The organism is Winogradskyella rapida, assembly GCF_042675845.1.
In the GTDB taxonomy this organism is placed as follows: Bacteria; Bacteroidota; Bacteroidia; order Flavobacteriales; family Flavobacteriaceae; genus Winogradskyella; species Winogradskyella rapida.
This window is the reverse complement of the sequence record NZ_JBHTKM010000010.1, coordinates 81,179-97,625: the sequence shown is the minus strand read 5'-3', so window position 1 is coordinate 97,625 and position 16,447 is coordinate 81,179. Positions and strand designations below refer to the sequence as shown.

General features: G+C 37.5%; 18 protein-coding genes. 9 read left to right on the top strand and 9 right to left on the bottom strand.

From position 1 onward, the window contains the following. Positions 1-35: 35 nt before the first annotated feature. The 7 genes from ACFQ13_RS02295 to ACFQ13_RS02265 form a co-directional block, all read right to left on the bottom strand. Entirely contained in the window at positions 36-1,358 is a 1,323-nt protein-coding gene (locus ACFQ13_RS02295; protein WP_386113566.1) for a sodium ion-translocating decarboxylase subunit beta, read from the bottom strand. Positions 1,359-1,413: 55 nt separating this feature from the next. Further along, complete coding sequence (locus tag ACFQ13_RS02290) at positions 1,414-1,833, bottom strand: biotin/lipoyl-containing protein (protein ID WP_386113564.1); 420 nt, start codon at positions 1,831-1,833, stop codon at positions 1,414-1,416. Positions 1,834-1,922: 89 nt separating this feature from the next. Next, complete coding sequence (locus ACFQ13_RS02285; RefSeq protein ID WP_386113562.1) at positions 1,923-2,282, bottom strand: OadG family protein; 360 nt, start codon at positions 2,280-2,282, stop codon at positions 1,923-1,925. Beyond that, entirely contained in the window at positions 2,282-3,841 is a 1,560-nt protein-coding gene (locus tag ACFQ13_RS02280) for an acyl-CoA carboxylase subunit beta (RefSeq protein ID WP_386113560.1), read from the bottom strand. Before ACFQ13_RS02280 ends, ACFQ13_RS02285 begins: the two co-directional genes overlap by 1 nt. 37 nt (positions 3,842-3,878) lie before the next feature. Beyond that, the gene (gene mce / locus ACFQ13_RS02275; protein WP_386113558.1) at positions 3,879-4,286 is read right to left on the bottom strand and encodes a methylmalonyl-CoA epimerase; all 408 of its coding nucleotides are present in this window, start codon (positions 4,284-4,286) and stop codon (positions 3,879-3,881) included. Between the two features lie 235 nt (positions 4,287-4,521). Beyond that, entirely contained in the window at positions 4,522-5,145 is a 624-nt protein-coding gene (locus ACFQ13_RS02270) for a MarC family protein (protein WP_386113557.1), read from the bottom strand. A gap of 256 nt (positions 5,146-5,401) precedes the next feature. After that, on the bottom strand, positions 5,402-5,602 hold the full coding sequence (locus ACFQ13_RS02265; protein WP_386113556.1) for a CsbD family protein: 201 nt from the start codon (positions 5,600-5,602) through the stop codon (positions 5,402-5,404). A 236-nt stretch (positions 5,603-5,838) separates the two neighbouring features. On the opposite strand from ACFQ13_RS02265, the gene ACFQ13_RS02260 reads away from it, so the two are divergent. The 9 genes from ACFQ13_RS02260 to ACFQ13_RS02220 all read left to right on the top strand — a co-directional run bounded on the left by ACFQ13_RS02260 (position 5,839) and on the right by ACFQ13_RS02220 (position 13,683). Beyond that, positions 5,839-6,423, top strand: a complete 585-nt coding sequence (locus ACFQ13_RS02260; RefSeq protein ID WP_386113555.1) for a TetR/AcrR family transcriptional regulator — start codon at positions 5,839-5,841, stop codon at positions 6,421-6,423. A 1-nt stretch (position 6,424) separates the two neighbouring features. Further along, the gene (locus ACFQ13_RS02255) at positions 6,425-7,093 is read left to right on the top strand and encodes an NAD(P)H-binding protein (RefSeq protein WP_386113554.1); all 669 of its coding nucleotides are present in this window, start codon (positions 6,425-6,427) and stop codon (positions 7,091-7,093) included. Between the two features lie 18 nt (positions 7,094-7,111). Then, positions 7,112-7,744 (top strand): NAD(P)H-dependent oxidoreductase, encoded by a 633-nt coding sequence (locus ACFQ13_RS02250; protein ID WP_386113553.1) that lies wholly within the window; start codon positions 7,112-7,114, stop codon positions 7,742-7,744. A gap of 18 nt (positions 7,745-7,762) precedes the next feature. Then, the gene (locus ACFQ13_RS02245) at positions 7,763-8,761 is read left to right on the top strand and encodes an NADP-dependent oxidoreductase (protein ID WP_386113552.1); all 999 of its coding nucleotides are present in this window, start codon (positions 7,763-7,765) and stop codon (positions 8,759-8,761) included. 56 nt (positions 8,762-8,817) lie between these two features. Beyond that, a complete protein-coding gene (locus ACFQ13_RS02240) occupies positions 8,818-9,978 on the top strand; it encodes an iron-containing alcohol dehydrogenase (protein WP_386113550.1) in 1,161 nt (386 codons plus the stop codon). A gap of 8 nt (positions 9,979-9,986) precedes the next feature. Then, on the top strand, positions 9,987-10,793 hold the full coding sequence (locus ACFQ13_RS02235; RefSeq protein ID WP_386113548.1) for a type 1 glutamine amidotransferase domain-containing protein: 807 nt from the start codon (positions 9,987-9,989) through the stop codon (positions 10,791-10,793). 239 nt (positions 10,794-11,032) lie between these two features. After that, positions 11,033-11,680 carry a thiamine phosphate synthase gene (locus ACFQ13_RS02230; protein WP_386113546.1) on the top strand — a complete coding sequence of 216 codons (648 nt, stop codon included), beginning with the start codon at positions 11,033-11,035 and terminating at the stop codon, positions 11,678-11,680. A 62-nt stretch (positions 11,681-11,742) separates the two neighbouring features. Continuing rightward, complete coding sequence (locus ACFQ13_RS02225) at positions 11,743-12,642, top strand: EamA family transporter (protein ID WP_386113544.1); 900 nt, start codon at positions 11,743-11,745, stop codon at positions 12,640-12,642. 120 nt (positions 12,643-12,762) lie between these two features. Continuing rightward, the gene (locus ACFQ13_RS02220) at positions 12,763-13,683 is read left to right on the top strand and encodes a glutaminase (RefSeq protein ID WP_386114122.1); all 921 of its coding nucleotides are present in this window, start codon (positions 12,763-12,765) and stop codon (positions 13,681-13,683) included. 121 nt (positions 13,684-13,804) lie between these two features. Here the strand turns inward: ACFQ13_RS02220 and ACFQ13_RS02215 are convergent, their stop codons facing one another. After that, positions 13,805-14,899: an alkene reductase gene (locus ACFQ13_RS02215; protein ID WP_386113542.1), complete on the bottom strand. Its 1,095-nt coding sequence runs from the start codon at positions 14,897-14,899 to the stop codon at positions 13,805-13,807. Between the two features lie 106 nt (positions 14,900-15,005). Further along, complete coding sequence (locus ACFQ13_RS02210; RefSeq protein ID WP_386113540.1) at positions 15,006-16,262, bottom strand: DUF2130 domain-containing protein; 1,257 nt, start codon at positions 16,260-16,262, stop codon at positions 15,006-15,008. Between the last annotated feature and the right edge of the window lie 185 nt (positions 16,263-16,447).

Sequence of the window (16,447 nt, the reverse complement as noted above, 5' to 3'; positions counted from 1 at the left end):
AATTAGAATTTTAAAATGCGATAATACTTAAGCGCTTAGCCTAAGAAACTCAATATGATACCGGCGGCAATGGCAGAACCAATAACACCCGAGACATTTGGAGCCATGGCATGCATAAGTAAATAATTACTTGGGTCTGACTTTAAGCCTTCCGTATGGACTACTCTAGCACTATCTGGAACAGCAGAAACCCCTGCAGCTCCGATTAGTGGATTAATTTTATTGCCGTCTTTTAAAAAGAGGTTCATAAATTTAGCAAATAATAAGCCACCACAAGTCGCGATAACAAAGGAAATTGCTCCTAGGCCAAAGATTAACATTGAATCTTTAGTGATAAAAATATCGGCTTGTGTTGAAGCGCCTACGGTTACCCCTAACAGAATGGTTACGATATCAATTAATTTGGTACGTGCTGTTTCTGCTAAACGTTCTGTTCTCCCAGATTCTTTTAATAAATTACCAAAGAAGAGCATCCCTAATAAGGGTAGCGCACTCGGTGATATAAATAGGGTTAAGATTAAAGCGACAACCGGGAAGATCATTTTCTCTTTTTGAGTGACCGCTCTAGGAGGTTTCATCTTAATTTTTCGATCTTCTTTTGAAATGAGTAAGCGCATTAATGGCGGTTGAATCACAGGGACTAAAGCCATGTAAGAATAAGCAGCGATGGCAATTGGGCCAATTAGGTTTTTCACGGTAGTACCATCGGCGAGCACGTTAATACCATTGGCTAATTTTGAAGATAGGAAAATAGCGGTTGGACCATCAGCGCCTCCAATAATTCCTATAGCTCCGGCTTCTGGTAAGTTAAATCCTAAATAGAGGGCGCCTAAAAACGTTGCAAAGACACCAATTTGGGCAGCGCCCCCTAGTAGCATTAGTTTAGGATTAGCGATTAAAGATGAGAAATCCGTCATGGCACCAATACCTAAAAAGATCAGAGGCGGATACACCCCTTTGACGACCCCAAAATAGAGATAATTTAGTACGGAACCAGTTTCGTAAATTCCGGTTTGGTTGCCGGCAACAAACGGTATATTTCCTATGATAACACCAATACCAATAGGAATAAGAAGTAAAGGTTCGTAATCGTATTTAATACCTAAATAGATAAAGATAATCCCAACAATAATCATAATGATATGTCCGGAAGTCGCATTGGCAAATCCGGTATAGTTATAGAAGGTTTTAATGCCTTTAAACGCCCCATCTAATACGTTTTCTTCGTCAGGTGTTTGTACTTGTGTATTGGAAACGACTGTGGTTTCCATAACCTCGTTATTAGCGCCCAAACCTAATACTGGTCTTATAAAAATCAGTAATGATAAAACACTGAATATGATGATTAGTTTTTTCATTTTTGTTCGTTTAACTGTGGGTTAATATGAAATAGAAATAGTGGAAAAGAAATCATTATTCTAATTCTATCATTAGGGCATCTTGTAAAACCTGTTGACCAACTTCAACTTTAATGGCTGTTACGGTACCCGATTTTTCTGCTACAATATTGTTCTCCATTTTCATGGCCTCTAACACTAAGAGCAAGTCGTTTTCTTTAATGACATCCCCTACTTTAACGTTTAGTGAAAGAATAACCCCTGGAATTGGTGCCACAATTCTGGTTTTTGCAGATTTTGGATTAACTTTTAAAGGAACGGCAGGTTGTTTTGAAGCAGAACGCACTAAGGTTGGCGTTTTGGTCGTTTTAACATCTGCTTTCATCACCACCTCGTAAGGCGTGCCGTTGACTTCTAAATTAATAATATTATCCTCGTGTGATTTAATATTAACCGTATAGCCGTTTTCGTTGACTTTGAATTTATAACTTTTCATATGTTTATAGTGTTGTGAGTGTGGTTTTCATGTTCTGACAACAGGTCGAAAAAGGTCTTGTCTTACCATGAAATCTACTCGTAAGTCTGTTATAATCTATTTTGAATGCCGTAAATTTTAGAACTCCATGGCGAATAGGTTTTTTTCACCTGTTTGATGGTTAAAATGGCGCTTTCATGATCGTGTTGCTCACTCAAATACATATGAACTGAGGCTCCGATTACGGCTGAAATTTCACCTGTAAAACCAGTATCGCCTTTTACCTTAATCTCACTGATCTTTTTGTCTTTCCCCTTGGTAATAATCTTATAGACATAAAGCAATACGGGTAAACCGAAATTAAAGAAAAGGGCTAGGATGACTAAGGCTCCAAAAACAATGAGTAGTCCCGTTATGAGTATCACATAGCCTTCACTAATAGGATCTGTATTTAATAGAATCTGTATCATTATAAAGGGAGATTTGAATGCTTTTTAGGCGGGTTGGTATCTTTTTTATTCTGAAGTAATTCTAGTGCTCTAATAATTCTGAAACGTGTGTTTCTCGGTTCAATAACATCATCAATAAACCCGTATTTTGCGGCTTGATAAGGGTTCGCAAATTTGTGGGTGTATTCATCTTCTTTCTTTTGGATGTAATCTTCTTTTTCAGAATCACTTTCAATTTTTCTAATGTTAGAGCCTTCTAAAACTTCAACAGCACCTTTGGCGCCCATCACAGCAATTTCAGCCGTAGGCCAAGCGTAATTTAAATCGCCTCGTAACTGTTTACAGCTCATAACATCGTGCGCGCCACCATAAGACTTACGTAATGTAATGGTAACTTTAGGCACAGTAGCTTCTCCGTATGCAAATAAGAGTTTAGCACCATGAAGAATTATACCACCGTATTCTTGTCCGGTTCCTGGTAAGAAGCCTGGGACATCAACTAAAGTGACAATAGGGATATTAAAGGCATCACAGAAACGTACAAAACGCGCTGCTTTTCTAGAGGCATCAATATCTAGAACCCCGGCGTAATATTTAGGTTGGTTGGCAACAATTCCAACCGGACGCCCATTAAAACGAGCAAAACCAACGGCAATATTTCTAGCGTAATTTCTATGAACTTCGGTAAACTCACCGTGATCGGCTAGGATAGAAATAACATCTACAATATCATAAGGCTGATTAGGATTTTCAGGAATAATATCATTTAAGGCATCTTCTAAGCGGTCTATAGGATCGTTACAAGGAATAATCGGAGCTTCTTCCAAATTATTAGCAGGCATATAACTCAATAGCTTACGAATAAGGAGTAAGTTTTCTTCATCATTTTCTGCTAAGAAATGCGATACGCCAGAACGTGTGGAATGAATTTTAGCGCCACCCAATTGATCGGCAGTCACGACTTCACCTGTCACTGATTTCACCACCTTAGGACCCGTTACAAACATATAACTGGTTTCTTCAGTCATAATGGTAAAGTCTGTTAAGGCAGGAGAATAAACCGCTCCACCAGCACAAGGGCCTAAGATTGAAGAGATTTGTGGAATCACTCCGGAGGCCATAATATTACGTTGGAAAATTTCAGCATAACCCGCAAGAGATCTTACCCCTTCTTGAATACGAGCCCCTCCAGAATCATTCAACCCAATTAACGGAACACCAATTTTCATGGCCATATCCATCACCTTACAAATTTTTAAAGCGTAGGTTTCAGATAAAGACCCTCCGAATACGGTGAAATCTTGTGCGAATAAATAAACAACTCTACCGTCTATTGTACCATGGCCTGTAACAACACCATCGGAAAGGTAGACTTGCTTGTCTAAGCCGAAAGATTTTGTTCTATGCGTTACAAACATGTCAAATTCTTCAAAACTATCATCATCTAAAAGAATTGCTATACGTTCACGAGCTGTAAGTTTCCCTTTGGCATGCTGAGAGTCTATTCGTTTCTCTCCACCACCTAATTTGGCTTGGGTTCTTTTTTCTATGAGCTCGTTAATTTTATCTTGATTTGCCATAAAAATTATAATTTACTGATCTGTAAAAAGTTTGAATTTAGTTTTGCTTAGAACAAAGCTCGGTGAGCACACCTAAGGTCGATTTGGGATGTAAAAACCCGATATCTAATCCTTCGGCTCCTTTGCGCGACACCTTATCGATGAGTTTTACACCACGTGATTCTGCCGTTTTTAGAGCTTCGGTAGCATCGTCTACAGCAAAGGCGATATGATGAATGCCCTGCCCTTTTTTAGCGATGTATTTCCCAATTGGCCCCTCAGGCGAGGTGCTTTCTAACAATTCAATTTTTGTATTACCGACCAAAAAAAAGGCGGTTTTGACTTTTTGATCTTCAACCTCCTCAATGGAATAACATTTTAAACCCAGTACGTTTTCATAGTATGCAATAGACTCTTCGAGATTCTCAACCGCTATTCCTAAATGTTCAATGTGTGATATATTCATAATAAAGGCGTTTAATTTTTACCAAATTTACTTTACGACAGGGTCTTATTTTATGATAGATGTCATATTATCAAATAAGTTGCGTTTTTCTTAAATTTAGAATTAACACGCCGAGAGGCATCAGATTAGGATAAGATCAAAAAAAAAAAGAGGACCGTTTTAAAACGATCCTCTTTGACTAAAATGTTATAGATGCCACATGCGCATCTTTTAGAATAGCGTAGAGCTATAAGTCTTATTGCGTAATAAGATTGAATGAAATTTTAATCCCTTGGATTACCATTCCGGTTCCGATAATGGCAATAATTAAACCCATAATTTTTCCAATTACAGAGATCACGTTGTTTCCAACAATTCTCACCACAAAGTTACTCAAACTAAAGGTTACATAGGTTAAAACACTCATAAAGCCAAAAATGGCTATGACTAAAATAATTTTTAAGGGAGCCGCATTAGCCACAAAGTTCATTGCTGTTACAATGGTTCCTGGTCCGGCAAGAATAGGAATCGCCAAAGGAGATATGGCAATGTTTTCATCTTCATCTACATTCTTAATGTTTTTTACATTCGATTTTTTAGACTGAAGCATTTCAAACCCAATAAAGAAAATTAAGATGCCCCCTGTAATTTTAAAGGCAGGAATACTAATATTGAATAGCTCAAAAATATATTTCCCCAAAATAATAAAGACCGTAACAATAATAAAAGCAATAAAATTGGCCCGTTTATTAATGTCTTGCTTAGTTGCTTTGTCTTCTCCTTGGGTTAAAGACAAAAAAACGGTAAGATTAGAGATCGGATTTGTAATCGCGAAAAAGCCCGTAAATACAGTGATTGAAAAGGTAATTAAGTTATCCATGGATCTTAAAATTTAATCGTGCAAGAAATTAATTTACTTCTATTTTACCAAAGTAATTTTCATAATTTAATTATTAAATTTTAAATCTGCGAAAAAAGCCCTTTTAAATTGAGTTTCAGCAGGACAGTACAGCTTGACCATTTTGTGTTTTTAACGGTTTAGGCTTAAGTGAGAATTATGTATTTACATAAAAATTTGCAGTCATAGACAAAAAAAATCCTGCCGAAGCAGGATTGCACTTATTATTTAGTGATGCTTAATATTTAAGATCGTTCAGAAATGAATTGATCTTTTCTTTCGTTTCTCCAGTACGCTTTTGAATGCGTCCTACAAGTTCATCTTCTTTTCCTTCGGCATAGTCTAAATCGTCATCAGTGACTTCACCCCACTTTTGCTTGATTTTTCCTTTTGCTATATTCCAGTTTCCTTTTACTTTATCTTCCCACGGTTGTGACATAATATCTATAATTTTAAATTAACTATAAATCGCTTTGATTTATTTACTGCTAAATTAAAACCTTTACTTGAAGGGGCTTAACGCGTTTCCTTAAAGCCTTAGCTCGTTTCATTTCCATATAAGATTCCCGTTCAGCCTTCTCTTGCTATAGCTTTTAAGCTTAAGTATAAACCTTTGTTAAAAAAAAGAATGAACGTTCATTTTTACTTACATTTGTATCAGAATTAGATAATGACATGGCAAAACTTCAAAAAAGTATTGATAAACGTAACGCACTTGTGCAGGCGACTATTGAGTTGGTGAACAATAATGGTTTCCACGCCACGCCAATGAGTAAAATAGCGAAAATGGCTAAGGTGTCGCCAGCTACAATTTATCTTTATTTTGAAAACAAACAAGATCTCGTTAATCAGACCTATATTGATGTCAAAGCAGAATACACCAATTATGCTTTTGAAAATTATGATGAGTCTATGAGTGTGGAAGCTGGTTTTGAGTATATCTGGAAACGTATTGCGGATTTTAAATTAAAAGAGTGTGAACACGCTATGTTTTTAGCGCAGTGTGATAACACGCCTATGATAGATGAACCTAGCCGTATGGAAGGCATTAAACACCTTCAGCCTTTAGTAGATTTATGGCAACGTGGTAAAAGAGAAGGCATTATAAAACCGCTTTCCGACTTTATTCTCTACGCTTATGCCATCAACCCCCTATCCTTTTTAATGATAAATCAGAAACGTGGCACTTTTAAGATGGATGAATCGCATATAGAAGAAGCGTATCAAGCGGCTTGGGATAGTATAAAAATGAATGCCTAACATGGGAAAAATAGCGATAATATTAGGAGCTACAGGATTAACAGGATCTCAACTCCTTCAGCAGTTGATAAATGACCCGCGTTATGCGACTATTAAGTTATTTTCTAGGTCTAAAGTCACGTCTGTGACATCGCCAAAGGTAGAACAGTATATAGGTGACTTATTGAATTTAGAACAGTTTCGTTCCGACTTTACAGGCGATGAGGTTTATTGTTGTATTGGTACGACCAAATCGAAAACTCCAGACAAAGATCAGTATAAAAAGATTGATTTCGGGATTCCGGTCTCTGCAGCCAAATTAGCAAAAGAAAATGGTATCCGTAGCTATGCTGTAGTTTCGGCTATGGGCGCCAATGCAAACAGCGCTATTTTTTATAACAAAGTTAAGGGCGAAATGGAAGCTGCCGTTTTAGCACAAAATTTAGACCACACATTTATACTCAGACCCTCACTTATTGGCGGCGACCGAGACGAAGCAAGAGCTTTAGAAAAATTTGGACTTTCTCTTTTTAAACTCATAAGTCCTCTATTAATAGGGCCTCTTAAAAAATATCGCATTGTTGAGGCCGAAGCCATTGCCAATGCTATGGTATATATGTCGAACTCAAGTCCGGCGAAGAACGTTATTATTAAATCAGATGAAATTAACGCAATACACAAACACAACTAAAAAAGAAATAAATTAACTATGGAATTATTAGATAAATTAAACTGGCGTTACGCCGCAAAAGCGATGAATGGTGAAACGGTACCTGAAGAAAAACTTCAGAATATACTAGAAGCCGCACGTTTGGCCCCAACGTCAAGTGGACTCCAGCCTTTTGAGATTATAGTGGTTAAAAATCAAGAGCTTTTAGAGCAAATAAAACCAGTAGCATGGAACCAATCTGTAATTACAGACTGTTCTCACCTCCTTGTTTTCGCGGCTTGGGATACCTACACAGAAGACCGTATTAATTATATGTTCGATTTAACCAATGATATCCGTGGCTTTAAAAATGAAGGTTGGGAAAATTACCGCCAAATGTTATTAAACGCTTATCCGAAGAAAGATGCTGAAGAGAATTTTAACCACGCGGCAAAACAAGCTTATATCGCCTTTTCTCAGGCCTTAACCGCTGCAGCTTTTGAAGGTGTAGATGCGACACCTATAGAGGGCTTTGACCCTACTGCAGTCGATAAAATTTTAGGACTAAGAGAAAAAGGCTTACGTAGTGCTGTTTTAATGCCAATAGGCTATAGAGAAACAAATGAAGACTGGTTAGTAAATCTCGTAAAGGTGAGAAAACCGATGGAAGATTTAGTAACGGTAATGGATTAATTAAAAAATTTAAAAGAAATGACAAAGACAATCATATTAAAAAACAGACCAGAAGGAAAACCTTCAACTTCAAATTTTGAATTTGTAGAACAAGATTCTGAATTAGCCATCAAAGACGGCGAAATTTTACTAGAAGCAGCTTACGTCTCTGTAGATCCTTATTTAAGAGGTCGTATGAGCGATGCTAAATCGTATGTACCGCCTTTTAAATTAGACGAACCTGTCCACTCTGGCGTTATCGCTAAAGTTGTAACTTCTAAAAACGATGATTTTTCGGAAGGAGATTATGTTTCAGGATTGCTCAATTGGCAAACCCAACAAGTTTCTAACGGTGAAGGTCTTACCAAAGTAGATCCATCAAAAGCCCCATTAAGTGCTTATTTAGGTATTTTAGGAATGACAGGATTAACAGCCTATTGTGGACTTACAGAGATCGGGAAACCGAAAAAAGGTGAAACCCTAGTTGTCTCTGGAGCTGCAGGTGCTGTAGGATCTGTAGTGGGACAAATAGGAAAAATTCTAGGTTTGAGAGTTATTGGTATTGCCGGTACAGATGAAAAAGTAGAGCTTTTAAAATCGAAATTCGGTTTTGATGAAGGGATCAATTACAACACTACGGAAAACATGCAAGAAGCGATTGCTAAAGCCGCTCCAAACGGTGTAGATGTTTATTTTGATAATGTTGGTGGACCAATTTCAGATGCGGTTTTAGTGAATATTAACCACTTTGCTAGAATTATTATTTGTGGGGCAATTTCGGTGTACAACAGTACTGAAGTTCCTAAAAGTTTAAGCGTACAACCATTCTTAGTGAAGAACAGCGCCTTAATGCAAGGATTTATTGTTTCTAACTATGCCGCTAAATTCCCAGAAGCCGTGAAAGCCTTATCAGGCTGGTTAAGTGATGATAAGCTGACCTATTCTGAAACTATTGTTGAAGGATTTGAGAACATACCACAAGCCTTTATCGATTTATTTGATGGGAAAAACAAAGGTAAAATGGTGGTTAAGATTTAATTCTGAAACCACAGCTTATCGCAAGCCCCTATTATTAATTATTTAAAAAGAAAAAGATGAACAATTTTGAATATCAAAATCCTACCAAAATTATTTTTGGAAAGGATACTATAGAAAAGTTAGAAAATGAAATTCCTCAGGATGCTAAAGTATTACTGCTTTACGGTGGTGGTAGCATTAAGAAAAATGGAATTTACGATCAGGTTAAAACCGCCTTATCAAAAGTTAACGTCATAGAGTTTGGTGGAATTCCTGCAAATCCGGAATATGCTAAATTAATGGAAGCCTTAAAAGTTATTAAAGACGAAAACATCACGTATTTACTTGCTGTTGGAGGTGGTTCTGTTATCGATGGGACTAAGTTTTTATCAGCGGCAGCCTTATATGAAGGAGATACGCCGTGGGATATTTTAACGCAAAACATTCGTACTGAAAAAGGCATGCCATTTGGTACCGTTTTAACCTTACCAGCGACAGGATCTGAGATGAACTCGGGTTCTGTGATTACAAGAGCGGAAACTAAGGAGAAATTAGCCATGGGCGGACCTGGATTATTTCCGAAGTTTTCAATTTTAGATCCACAGGTGATTACTTCTATACCAGAACGTCAGTTGGCTAACGGTATTACCGATGCGTTTACTCATGTTTTAGAGCAGTATATGACCTACCCAATCGGAGCTTTGCTTCAAGATCGTTTTGCAGAAAGCATTTTGCAAACCTTAATTGAAGTGGCACCAAAAGTTTTAGCCGATCCTACGGATTATAAAGCCGCATCTAATTTTATGTGGAGCTGTACAATGGCTTTAAACGGATTAATCCAAAAAGGAGTGCCAACGGATTGGGCTGTGCACGCTATGGGACATGAATTAACGGCCTTATTTGGTATAGATCATGCTAGAACTTTAGCCGTGATTGCACCGAGCCATTACAAATACAATTTCGATACGAAAAAAGAAAAATTAGCGCAATATGCAGAGCGCGTTTGGAACATTACTGAAGGAAGTATTGATGATAAAGCTTACGCCGCTATTGATAAAACGGAGGCCTTCTTCCACCAATTAGGTATTGATACCAAGTTATCGGATTACACCGAAGATTACGAAGGGACAGCTGAAGAAATCGCGAAACGTTTTAAGGCGCGTAAGTGGATGGGCTTAGGAGAGCACCAAACCTTATCGCCAGACCGCGTTGAGAAGATTGTAAAAATGGCCTACTAATTTTAAGGATGAATTTTATTAAAACATTAGCCTTAACACTGACTATCATTACAGCTTCGAGTTGTAAAGAAGTGAAAAAGGAAGTTGTTTCTGAAAAAATTTCAGAAGAAAATATAGAACCTAAAAAAGATAAAAACATGAAAGTATTATTTGTATTAACCTCTCACGATCAATTAGGAGATACGGGAAAGAAAACAGGATTTTGGGTTGAAGAATTTGCAAGCCCATATTACACCTTGTTAGATAAAGGTGTAGATATTACTATAGCCACGCCTAAAGGAGGTGCGGCACCAATAGATCCAAGTAGCGACAGTCCAGATGCGGCCACTGCTGCAACAGAACGTTACGATAAAGACGAAGATGCACAACAGAAAATAGCGCATACTAAAGTCTTATCAGAGATGAATGCGGATGATTTTGATGCCGTATTCTATCCTGGTGGACATGGTCCATTATGGGATTTAAGTAATGATGCGGATTCGGTTGCTTTAATCGAAAAATTTGATCGTCAAGACAAACCTATCGCCTTCGTTTGTCACGCACCTGCAGTTTTAAAGGATGTTAAAAATGAAGACGGAACGGCTTTAGTAAAAGGTAAAAAAGTAACAGGCTTTTCTAATAAAGAAGAAGCTGCTGTAGGCTTAACGGAAGTGGTACCATTTCTTTTAGAAGATATGCTCATAGAAAACGGAGCTATGTATTCTAATAAAGACAATTGGGCACCATACGCCTTACAAGATGGTCACCTTATTACAGGTCAAAATCCAGCCTCTTCAGAAATGGTTGCTGAGAAATTGTTAGAGGCCATTAAATAAATAAAGAAGCGATTGAACTAGAGTGCAATTCTAGATAAAGCACACTTTAAGAAGCTTGTAAACCTTGTGTTTGCAAGCTTTTTTTTTATTCAACAGCTAAAGTGCTTACTGTTTTTAAGTCGAAATTGAAGCCCGATAAACTAAAACAGAACATCTTTTTAAGTTTGAAAGCAAAAGCAGACAGCGACTATAGAAACCTTTGTACTTTTGCACATCGGAGTTAAAAATTAAGGAGAACAATGAGAAACGTTTCTAAACTGCATTATATTTCTGAAGGAGCAACGCCAGAAATTATGTTACAAAATATTCAAAGTGCCTGTACGTCTGGTGCGGAATGGGTACAGCTATCTTTAGCAACGTTTCCCGAAGCTGAACATTTAGAACTTGCGCAATCGGCTCGAGGGATTACAAGTCATTTTCAAACCCGATTAATTATTTGTGATGCTTATGAGGTTGCTAAAGCTGTGAAAGCCGATGGGGTTCATATTGAAAATACGGACCTCTGCCCTACAGATTTAAGGACTGAATTGTATACCTGGCAAATTATAGGTGCTACAGCTCATACCCTTCAAGACTGTGAAGCTTTAGCGCAAAAAGAGGTCGATTATATATTTTTAGGACCTTATAAGGTTGAAGGTTCAGAGACTCCTACCAAACCCTCTTTAGGGATTAAAGGTTACGCCTCAATTATGGATGTTTTAGAGACGCCAATTCCTGTTATTGGTTTTGGAGGTGTTAAGACGACAGCAGTTAAAGATATTTTAGAGACTGGTGTGTCTGGAGTGGCTGTTTCCGAAGAGATTACTCATAATTTTGATACTATAAAAACGTTTCATCATTTACTTAAATCCTCAGTGATTGCCGAGCAGCGCCATACATTTGAATAAATAAGTTTAAAAAACAAAGGTCTTAGAGGAAGCAATTAGGCGCTAAATATTATATTCGCGCCATGTGGATGTATTTAGGCTTATTAGCGGCACTTTTTTTAGGATTACATAACCTTTGTAAAAAGCATGCCGTAAAAGGAAATGAAGTGTTTCCTGTGTTATTAGGAACGGTTTCTAGTGGTTTTTTATTTATTGCAAGTTTCTATCTCTTGTCTTTATATTATCCGGAATATGCCATGGCTAACGGCTATAATTTTCAGAAACTTCCTTGGTCTACACATGGTTTTATTTTTATAAAATCGGCTATAATGGCCAGTTCATGGATTCTAGCCTATCAAGCACTGAAACACTTACCTATAACGATTGTTACGCCTATTCGGTCAGCAGGTCCCTTTTTCACCTTTATTGGGGCGATATTACTTTATCAAGAACGCCCAAATGTTTTGCAGTGGATAGGTTTTTTCCTCATTATATTTTCAGTCATCTTATATTCTAAAATTGGTAAAAAAGAAGGGATCAATTTCAAACGAAATAAGTGGATTTTTGCCATTATAGGCGCTACGTTTCTAGGAGCTTCTAGTGGCTTATACGATAAATTTTTGATTCAGAATCTAAGCCTAAATCCACAAACCTTACAATTCTGGTTTTGCTTTTATACCATACTTATTTTACTGGTTATTCTTACCGTGACTTGGTTTCCTTATGCCGAAAAACGCCGTGCCTTTACCTTTCGTTGGTCCATCATTGCAGTTGGGGTGTTACTACAAGCGGCAGATTACTTTTATTTTAAAGCGCTCCAAGATCCAGACGCCCTAATTATGCTGCTGTCTGCTATAAAGCGAAGCCAAATTCTAATCGCTGTGGTGGTTGGTGGTTTGGTCTTTAAAGAGCAGAACAAACGTAAAAAGTTGGTGCCGCTTTTAGGGATTATGATTGGTGTAGGCTTAATATTATACTCTTAGGGTGCCGATTTTAAAACAAGAATCTTACTATAAGTTTTAGTTTTTTAAATCAAAGCAGGCAATATTGTGTGGTCTCAGAATTATAACTTATTTTAAAGGTTGTAATGAATCTTAAGAATGATGCACACAAGTTATAGTCGTATTATAGAAAATGCTTTTGAGGAAGTAAAAGCCCTTCCTGACGCTGGTGAACTGGCCACCTATATTCCCGAATTGGCCAATGTAGATCCTTCAAAATTAGGAATGCATATGACCTGTATAGACGGGAATCATTTTGGGATTGGGGACGATTTACATAAGTTTTCTATTCAGAGTATAGCGAAAGTTTTATCCTTAACCTTGGCTTATAAAATTGTTGGTGAACCCTTATGGGAACGTGTCGATGTGGAGCCCTCAGGGACAAAATTCGATTCGCTGCTGCTCTTAGAAAGTTATAAGGGTATTCCTAGAAATCCTTTTATCAATTCGGGAGCCATTGTTATTTGCGATATTTTAATGACGCATCTTAAAGATACCAAAGTAGAATTCTTAGAATTTGTACGAGAGTTGAGCGATTTACCAAAGCTTAACTATTCAGATAAAATTGCAGATTCAGAAAAGAGAACAGGCTATCGGAATGTGGCGCTTTGTAATTTTATTAAATCCTTTGGAAATATTACCAATGAACCCGAAGAAGTGCTCGACTTTTATTTTGATATGTGTTCCTTAGAAATGACCTGCCAAGAGGTGTCTAGAACCTTTGGGTTTTTGGCTAATGAAGGTTGTAAAATTTCAGATGGCACCAAAATTATCACCAAGAATAAATGCAAGCGGATTAATGCACTGATGCTCACTTGTGGATTTTATGATGAATCTGGAGAGTTTGCGTTTAGGGTGGGCTTACCAGGGAAAAGTGGTGTTGGTGGCGGCATTGTGGCGCTCTACCCAAAAAATTATGCCATGGTAGTCTGGAGTCCTAAATTGAATAAACACGGCAACTCGTATAAAGGTATGGAGCTCTTAGAAAAGGTAACGACACATTCTGAAATGAGTATTTTTTAAACCTTAAGTTACTCCTGAAAAAAAAGCGATTAGTATACGATAAATAACAAATTAAAAGGCATAAAAAAAGCATGATTTTATCTAAGGACGAAATCATGCTTTGTAGGTTGTAAAAACAGCTTTATTTTGAAGCCGCAGGGTAATCCGTATAGCCTTTTTCTCCTGTGGTGTAAAAGGTGTCTTCATCCCATTCTGCTAGTTCTAAACCTTGTTCAAAACGTTCAACTAAATCAGGATTAGAAATATAAAGTTTTCCGTAAGCCACAAGATCGGCATCACCATCGGCGAGAATCTTATTTCCTTTTTCTTGGTCAAAGCCGGCATTAATCATAAGCGTTCCGTTGTATAAAGGACGAAAATGCTTCGCGATATCAGTTACCGCAAACGGAACATCTGATACATCCGTAAATGGTTCTGATAAGTGCACATAAGCAAGGTTATAATCGTTCAGTTTTTTAATGATATATTCAAATGTCGGAATGGTTTCTTTATCTACAGTAATACCAAAAAGACCGTGTGCTGAAGGGTTAAAACGAACCCCAATCTTTTCTTGCGGAATCACCTCTTTTAAAGCCTCTAAAACTTCAAAAAAGAATCTTGTTTTGTTTTCAATGCTTCCTCCATAATCGTCCGTTCTTTGGTTAGAGCAATTATTGAAAAATTGTTGAAACAAATAACCGTTTGAAGAGTGAATTTCTACACCATCAAAGCCCGCTTCAACGGCATTGGCTGCGGCTTGTTGAAAATCTTTAACCGTACGCTTTATGTCTTCTATGGTCATTTCTTTTGGCGTTACAGTTTCTTTAAATCCAGATGGGGTGTACGACTGTGCTTTCGGGTTTATTGCAGAGGCCGAAACAGGGAGTTCGCCATCATGAAAATCAGGATGAGAAATGCGCCCCACATGCCATAACTGAATAAAGATTTTTCCGCCTTTATCATGCACACGCTTGGTAACCGATTTCCAACCTTCCACTTGGGCTTCCGAGTGAATTCCTGGCGTGTTAATATAACCAACAGCTTCTTTAGAAACCTGAGAGCCTTCCGTAATAATAAGGCCGGCTGAAGCACGCTGTTCGTAATATAAACCGTGTAAATCGTTAGTCGGAACTTTAGCTTTGTTGTCTGCACGACTTCGCGTCATTGGCGCCATTACAACGCGATTTTTCAAAGTGATATTTTTATGATATGGGGTAAGTAAGTGTTGTGTATTCATCTGCTTTTTTTTTAAAATTCAATGACCTAAAGTTACGAATTTCGTAGCGCCTATGCATTGACATAAGTCAATTAGGATAGATTTAACTTTTTTGAATAATCATCGTTTAATCCTCCAAATCGCCTTCAGGAAGCTCTAAGGCTTTTACAGATTGAATGGCATTTCCGGCAATACCTTTTACAGAACCATACATGTCGATGGTATTGATCACTACTTTTTCAATTTGTTTTTCACGTTGCTTCCAAATACGCTGCATAGAGCGCTTTTCACTATCTAAGTCCGATTTCATTTGGGTAAAACCTTCTACAATGGCTTCAATAGACATTCGGAAAGTGCTGCTGGTAAGGTAGTCGTAGAGTAAGTCCATTTTGTCGCCTTTGTTTTCTTGCGTCACCAAGGCATTATTAACTTGTAAAATACCCTCGCGCAATACGGTACAAAGCCCTTTAAACTCTTCGTAATTACAGATCCAAATACCGTCTTTTAATCCCATACGGTCCATGTCTGAAGGCATTACTTCAGTTACTAAAACGCCAACATTGGCCCCGCGATCTCTAATGTCGGCTTTGAATTTTTCAATCCAACTAGGCTGAAAATCTTTAGTTCGTTTACTTTCGTAATAAATGGTTCCGCAGTTTTGTTCAGTTCGAGTATGAACCACTTGAATACAGTCGCCACCACGAGCCCCCTTTTTGATTTCTTCAATGGTATCTAAAGGGAATTTAGTGGCCAACCACTCCTCTATCGCTAATTCTTGAACCTCACCTTGCAATTGCATGGAGCCTTGTTCTTGCTTGCGTTTCATTTCTTCAGTAAGCTTTTTCTGATCTTCTAACTGTTTTTGCATTTCCTTAAAACGCAGTTCATTTTTATCTTCTTCAAGCTTTTTTATTTTCTCACGTTCCGCAAGAAGAATATCGTTTAAACGCTTTTGAGCTTCAGCTTCAGCCGCTTCTTTCAGCTCCCCTTTTTCACGCTTTAATTTTTCAATTTCCGCTTTAGATCGGTTAAGCTCCCTAACCTGGGCCGATTTCTCATTTAATTCTTTCTGAAGGGCTTCAAACTGTTCTAATTGTTCATCTTTAAGCTTCTGTTTCAGCTTGTGTTCAATTTCTTTTTTATCAGCCTTTAATTGCTGAGCTAAACGCTCTTGAAACAACTCGTTTTCACGCTTTTTTTTCTGTTCAAAATTTAATTTTTCTTGCTTTAACTTCTCTTGCTCTACACTGTATTGCTTTTTGGTTCTAGCAATTTCAGATTGGTATTTCTGCTTGATCTCTTCTTCAAGTTGGTGCGACAATATATCTTGAACATCTATAGATGTCCCACAGTTAGGACATTTTACTTGTGTTTCGTTTTTCATGGTAATGCGGTTTCAATTTATGCGAGGTCCAAATTTACTATTTCCAAAAATGAAAATACCCACTAGATTCAAATTTTATAAAAAGGAATTTATTTTGGTTTAAAGGATTTTGTTTAAGCAGTCTGCAGGAACTTTTTTATTCTCCTTTACGGAATGGATAAAGGATAATTAATCCGTATTCTTAT

Coding starts and splice junctions, on each gene's coding strand:
- ACFQ13_RS02295 (WP_386113566.1), bottom strand. CDS start 1,358: ATGAAAAAACTAATCATCATATTCAGTGTTTTATCATTACTGATTTTT.
- ACFQ13_RS02290 (WP_386113564.1), bottom strand. CDS start 1,833: ATGAAAAGTTATAAATTCAAAGTCAACGAAAACGGCTATACGGTTAAT.
- ACFQ13_RS02285 (WP_386113562.1), bottom strand. CDS start 2,282: ATGATACAGATTCTATTAAATACAGATCCTATTAGTGAAGGCTATGTG.
- ACFQ13_RS02280 (WP_386113560.1), bottom strand. CDS start 3,841: ATGGCAAATCAAGATAAAATTAACGAGCTCATAGAAAAAAGAACCCAA.
- mce (WP_386113558.1), bottom strand. CDS start 4,286: ATGAATATATCACACATTGAACATTTAGGAATAGCGGTTGAGAATCTC.
- ACFQ13_RS02270 (WP_386113557.1), bottom strand. CDS start 5,145: ATGGATAACTTAATTACCTTTTCAATCACTGTATTTACGGGCTTTTTC.
- ACFQ13_RS02265 (WP_386113556.1), bottom strand. CDS start 5,602: ATGTCACAACCGTGGGAAGATAAAGTAAAAGGAAACTGGAATATAGCA.
- ACFQ13_RS02260 (WP_386113555.1), top strand. CDS start 5,839: ATGGCAAAACTTCAAAAAAGTATTGATAAACGTAACGCACTTGTGCAG.
- ACFQ13_RS02255 (WP_386113554.1), top strand. CDS start 6,425: ATGGGAAAAATAGCGATAATATTAGGAGCTACAGGATTAACAGGATCT.
- ACFQ13_RS02250 (WP_386113553.1), top strand. CDS start 7,112: ATGGAATTATTAGATAAATTAAACTGGCGTTACGCCGCAAAAGCGATG.
- ACFQ13_RS02245 (WP_386113552.1), top strand. CDS start 7,763: ATGACAAAGACAATCATATTAAAAAACAGACCAGAAGGAAAACCTTCA.
- ACFQ13_RS02240 (WP_386113550.1), top strand. CDS start 8,818: ATGAACAATTTTGAATATCAAAATCCTACCAAAATTATTTTTGGAAAG.
- ACFQ13_RS02235 (WP_386113548.1), top strand. CDS start 9,987: ATGAATTTTATTAAAACATTAGCCTTAACACTGACTATCATTACAGCT.
- ACFQ13_RS02230 (WP_386113546.1), top strand. CDS start 11,033: ATGAGAAACGTTTCTAAACTGCATTATATTTCTGAAGGAGCAACGCCA.
- ACFQ13_RS02225 (WP_386113544.1), top strand. CDS start 11,743: ATGTGGATGTATTTAGGCTTATTAGCGGCACTTTTTTTAGGATTACAT.
- ACFQ13_RS02220 (WP_386114122.1), top strand. CDS start 12,763: ATGCACACAAGTTATAGTCGTATTATAGAAAATGCTTTTGAGGAAGTA.
- ACFQ13_RS02215 (WP_386113542.1), bottom strand. CDS start 14,899: ATGAATACACAACACTTACTTACCCCATATCATAAAAATATCACTTTG.
- ACFQ13_RS02210 (WP_386113540.1), bottom strand. CDS start 16,262: ATGAAAAACGAAACACAAGTAAAATGTCCTAACTGTGGGACATCTATA.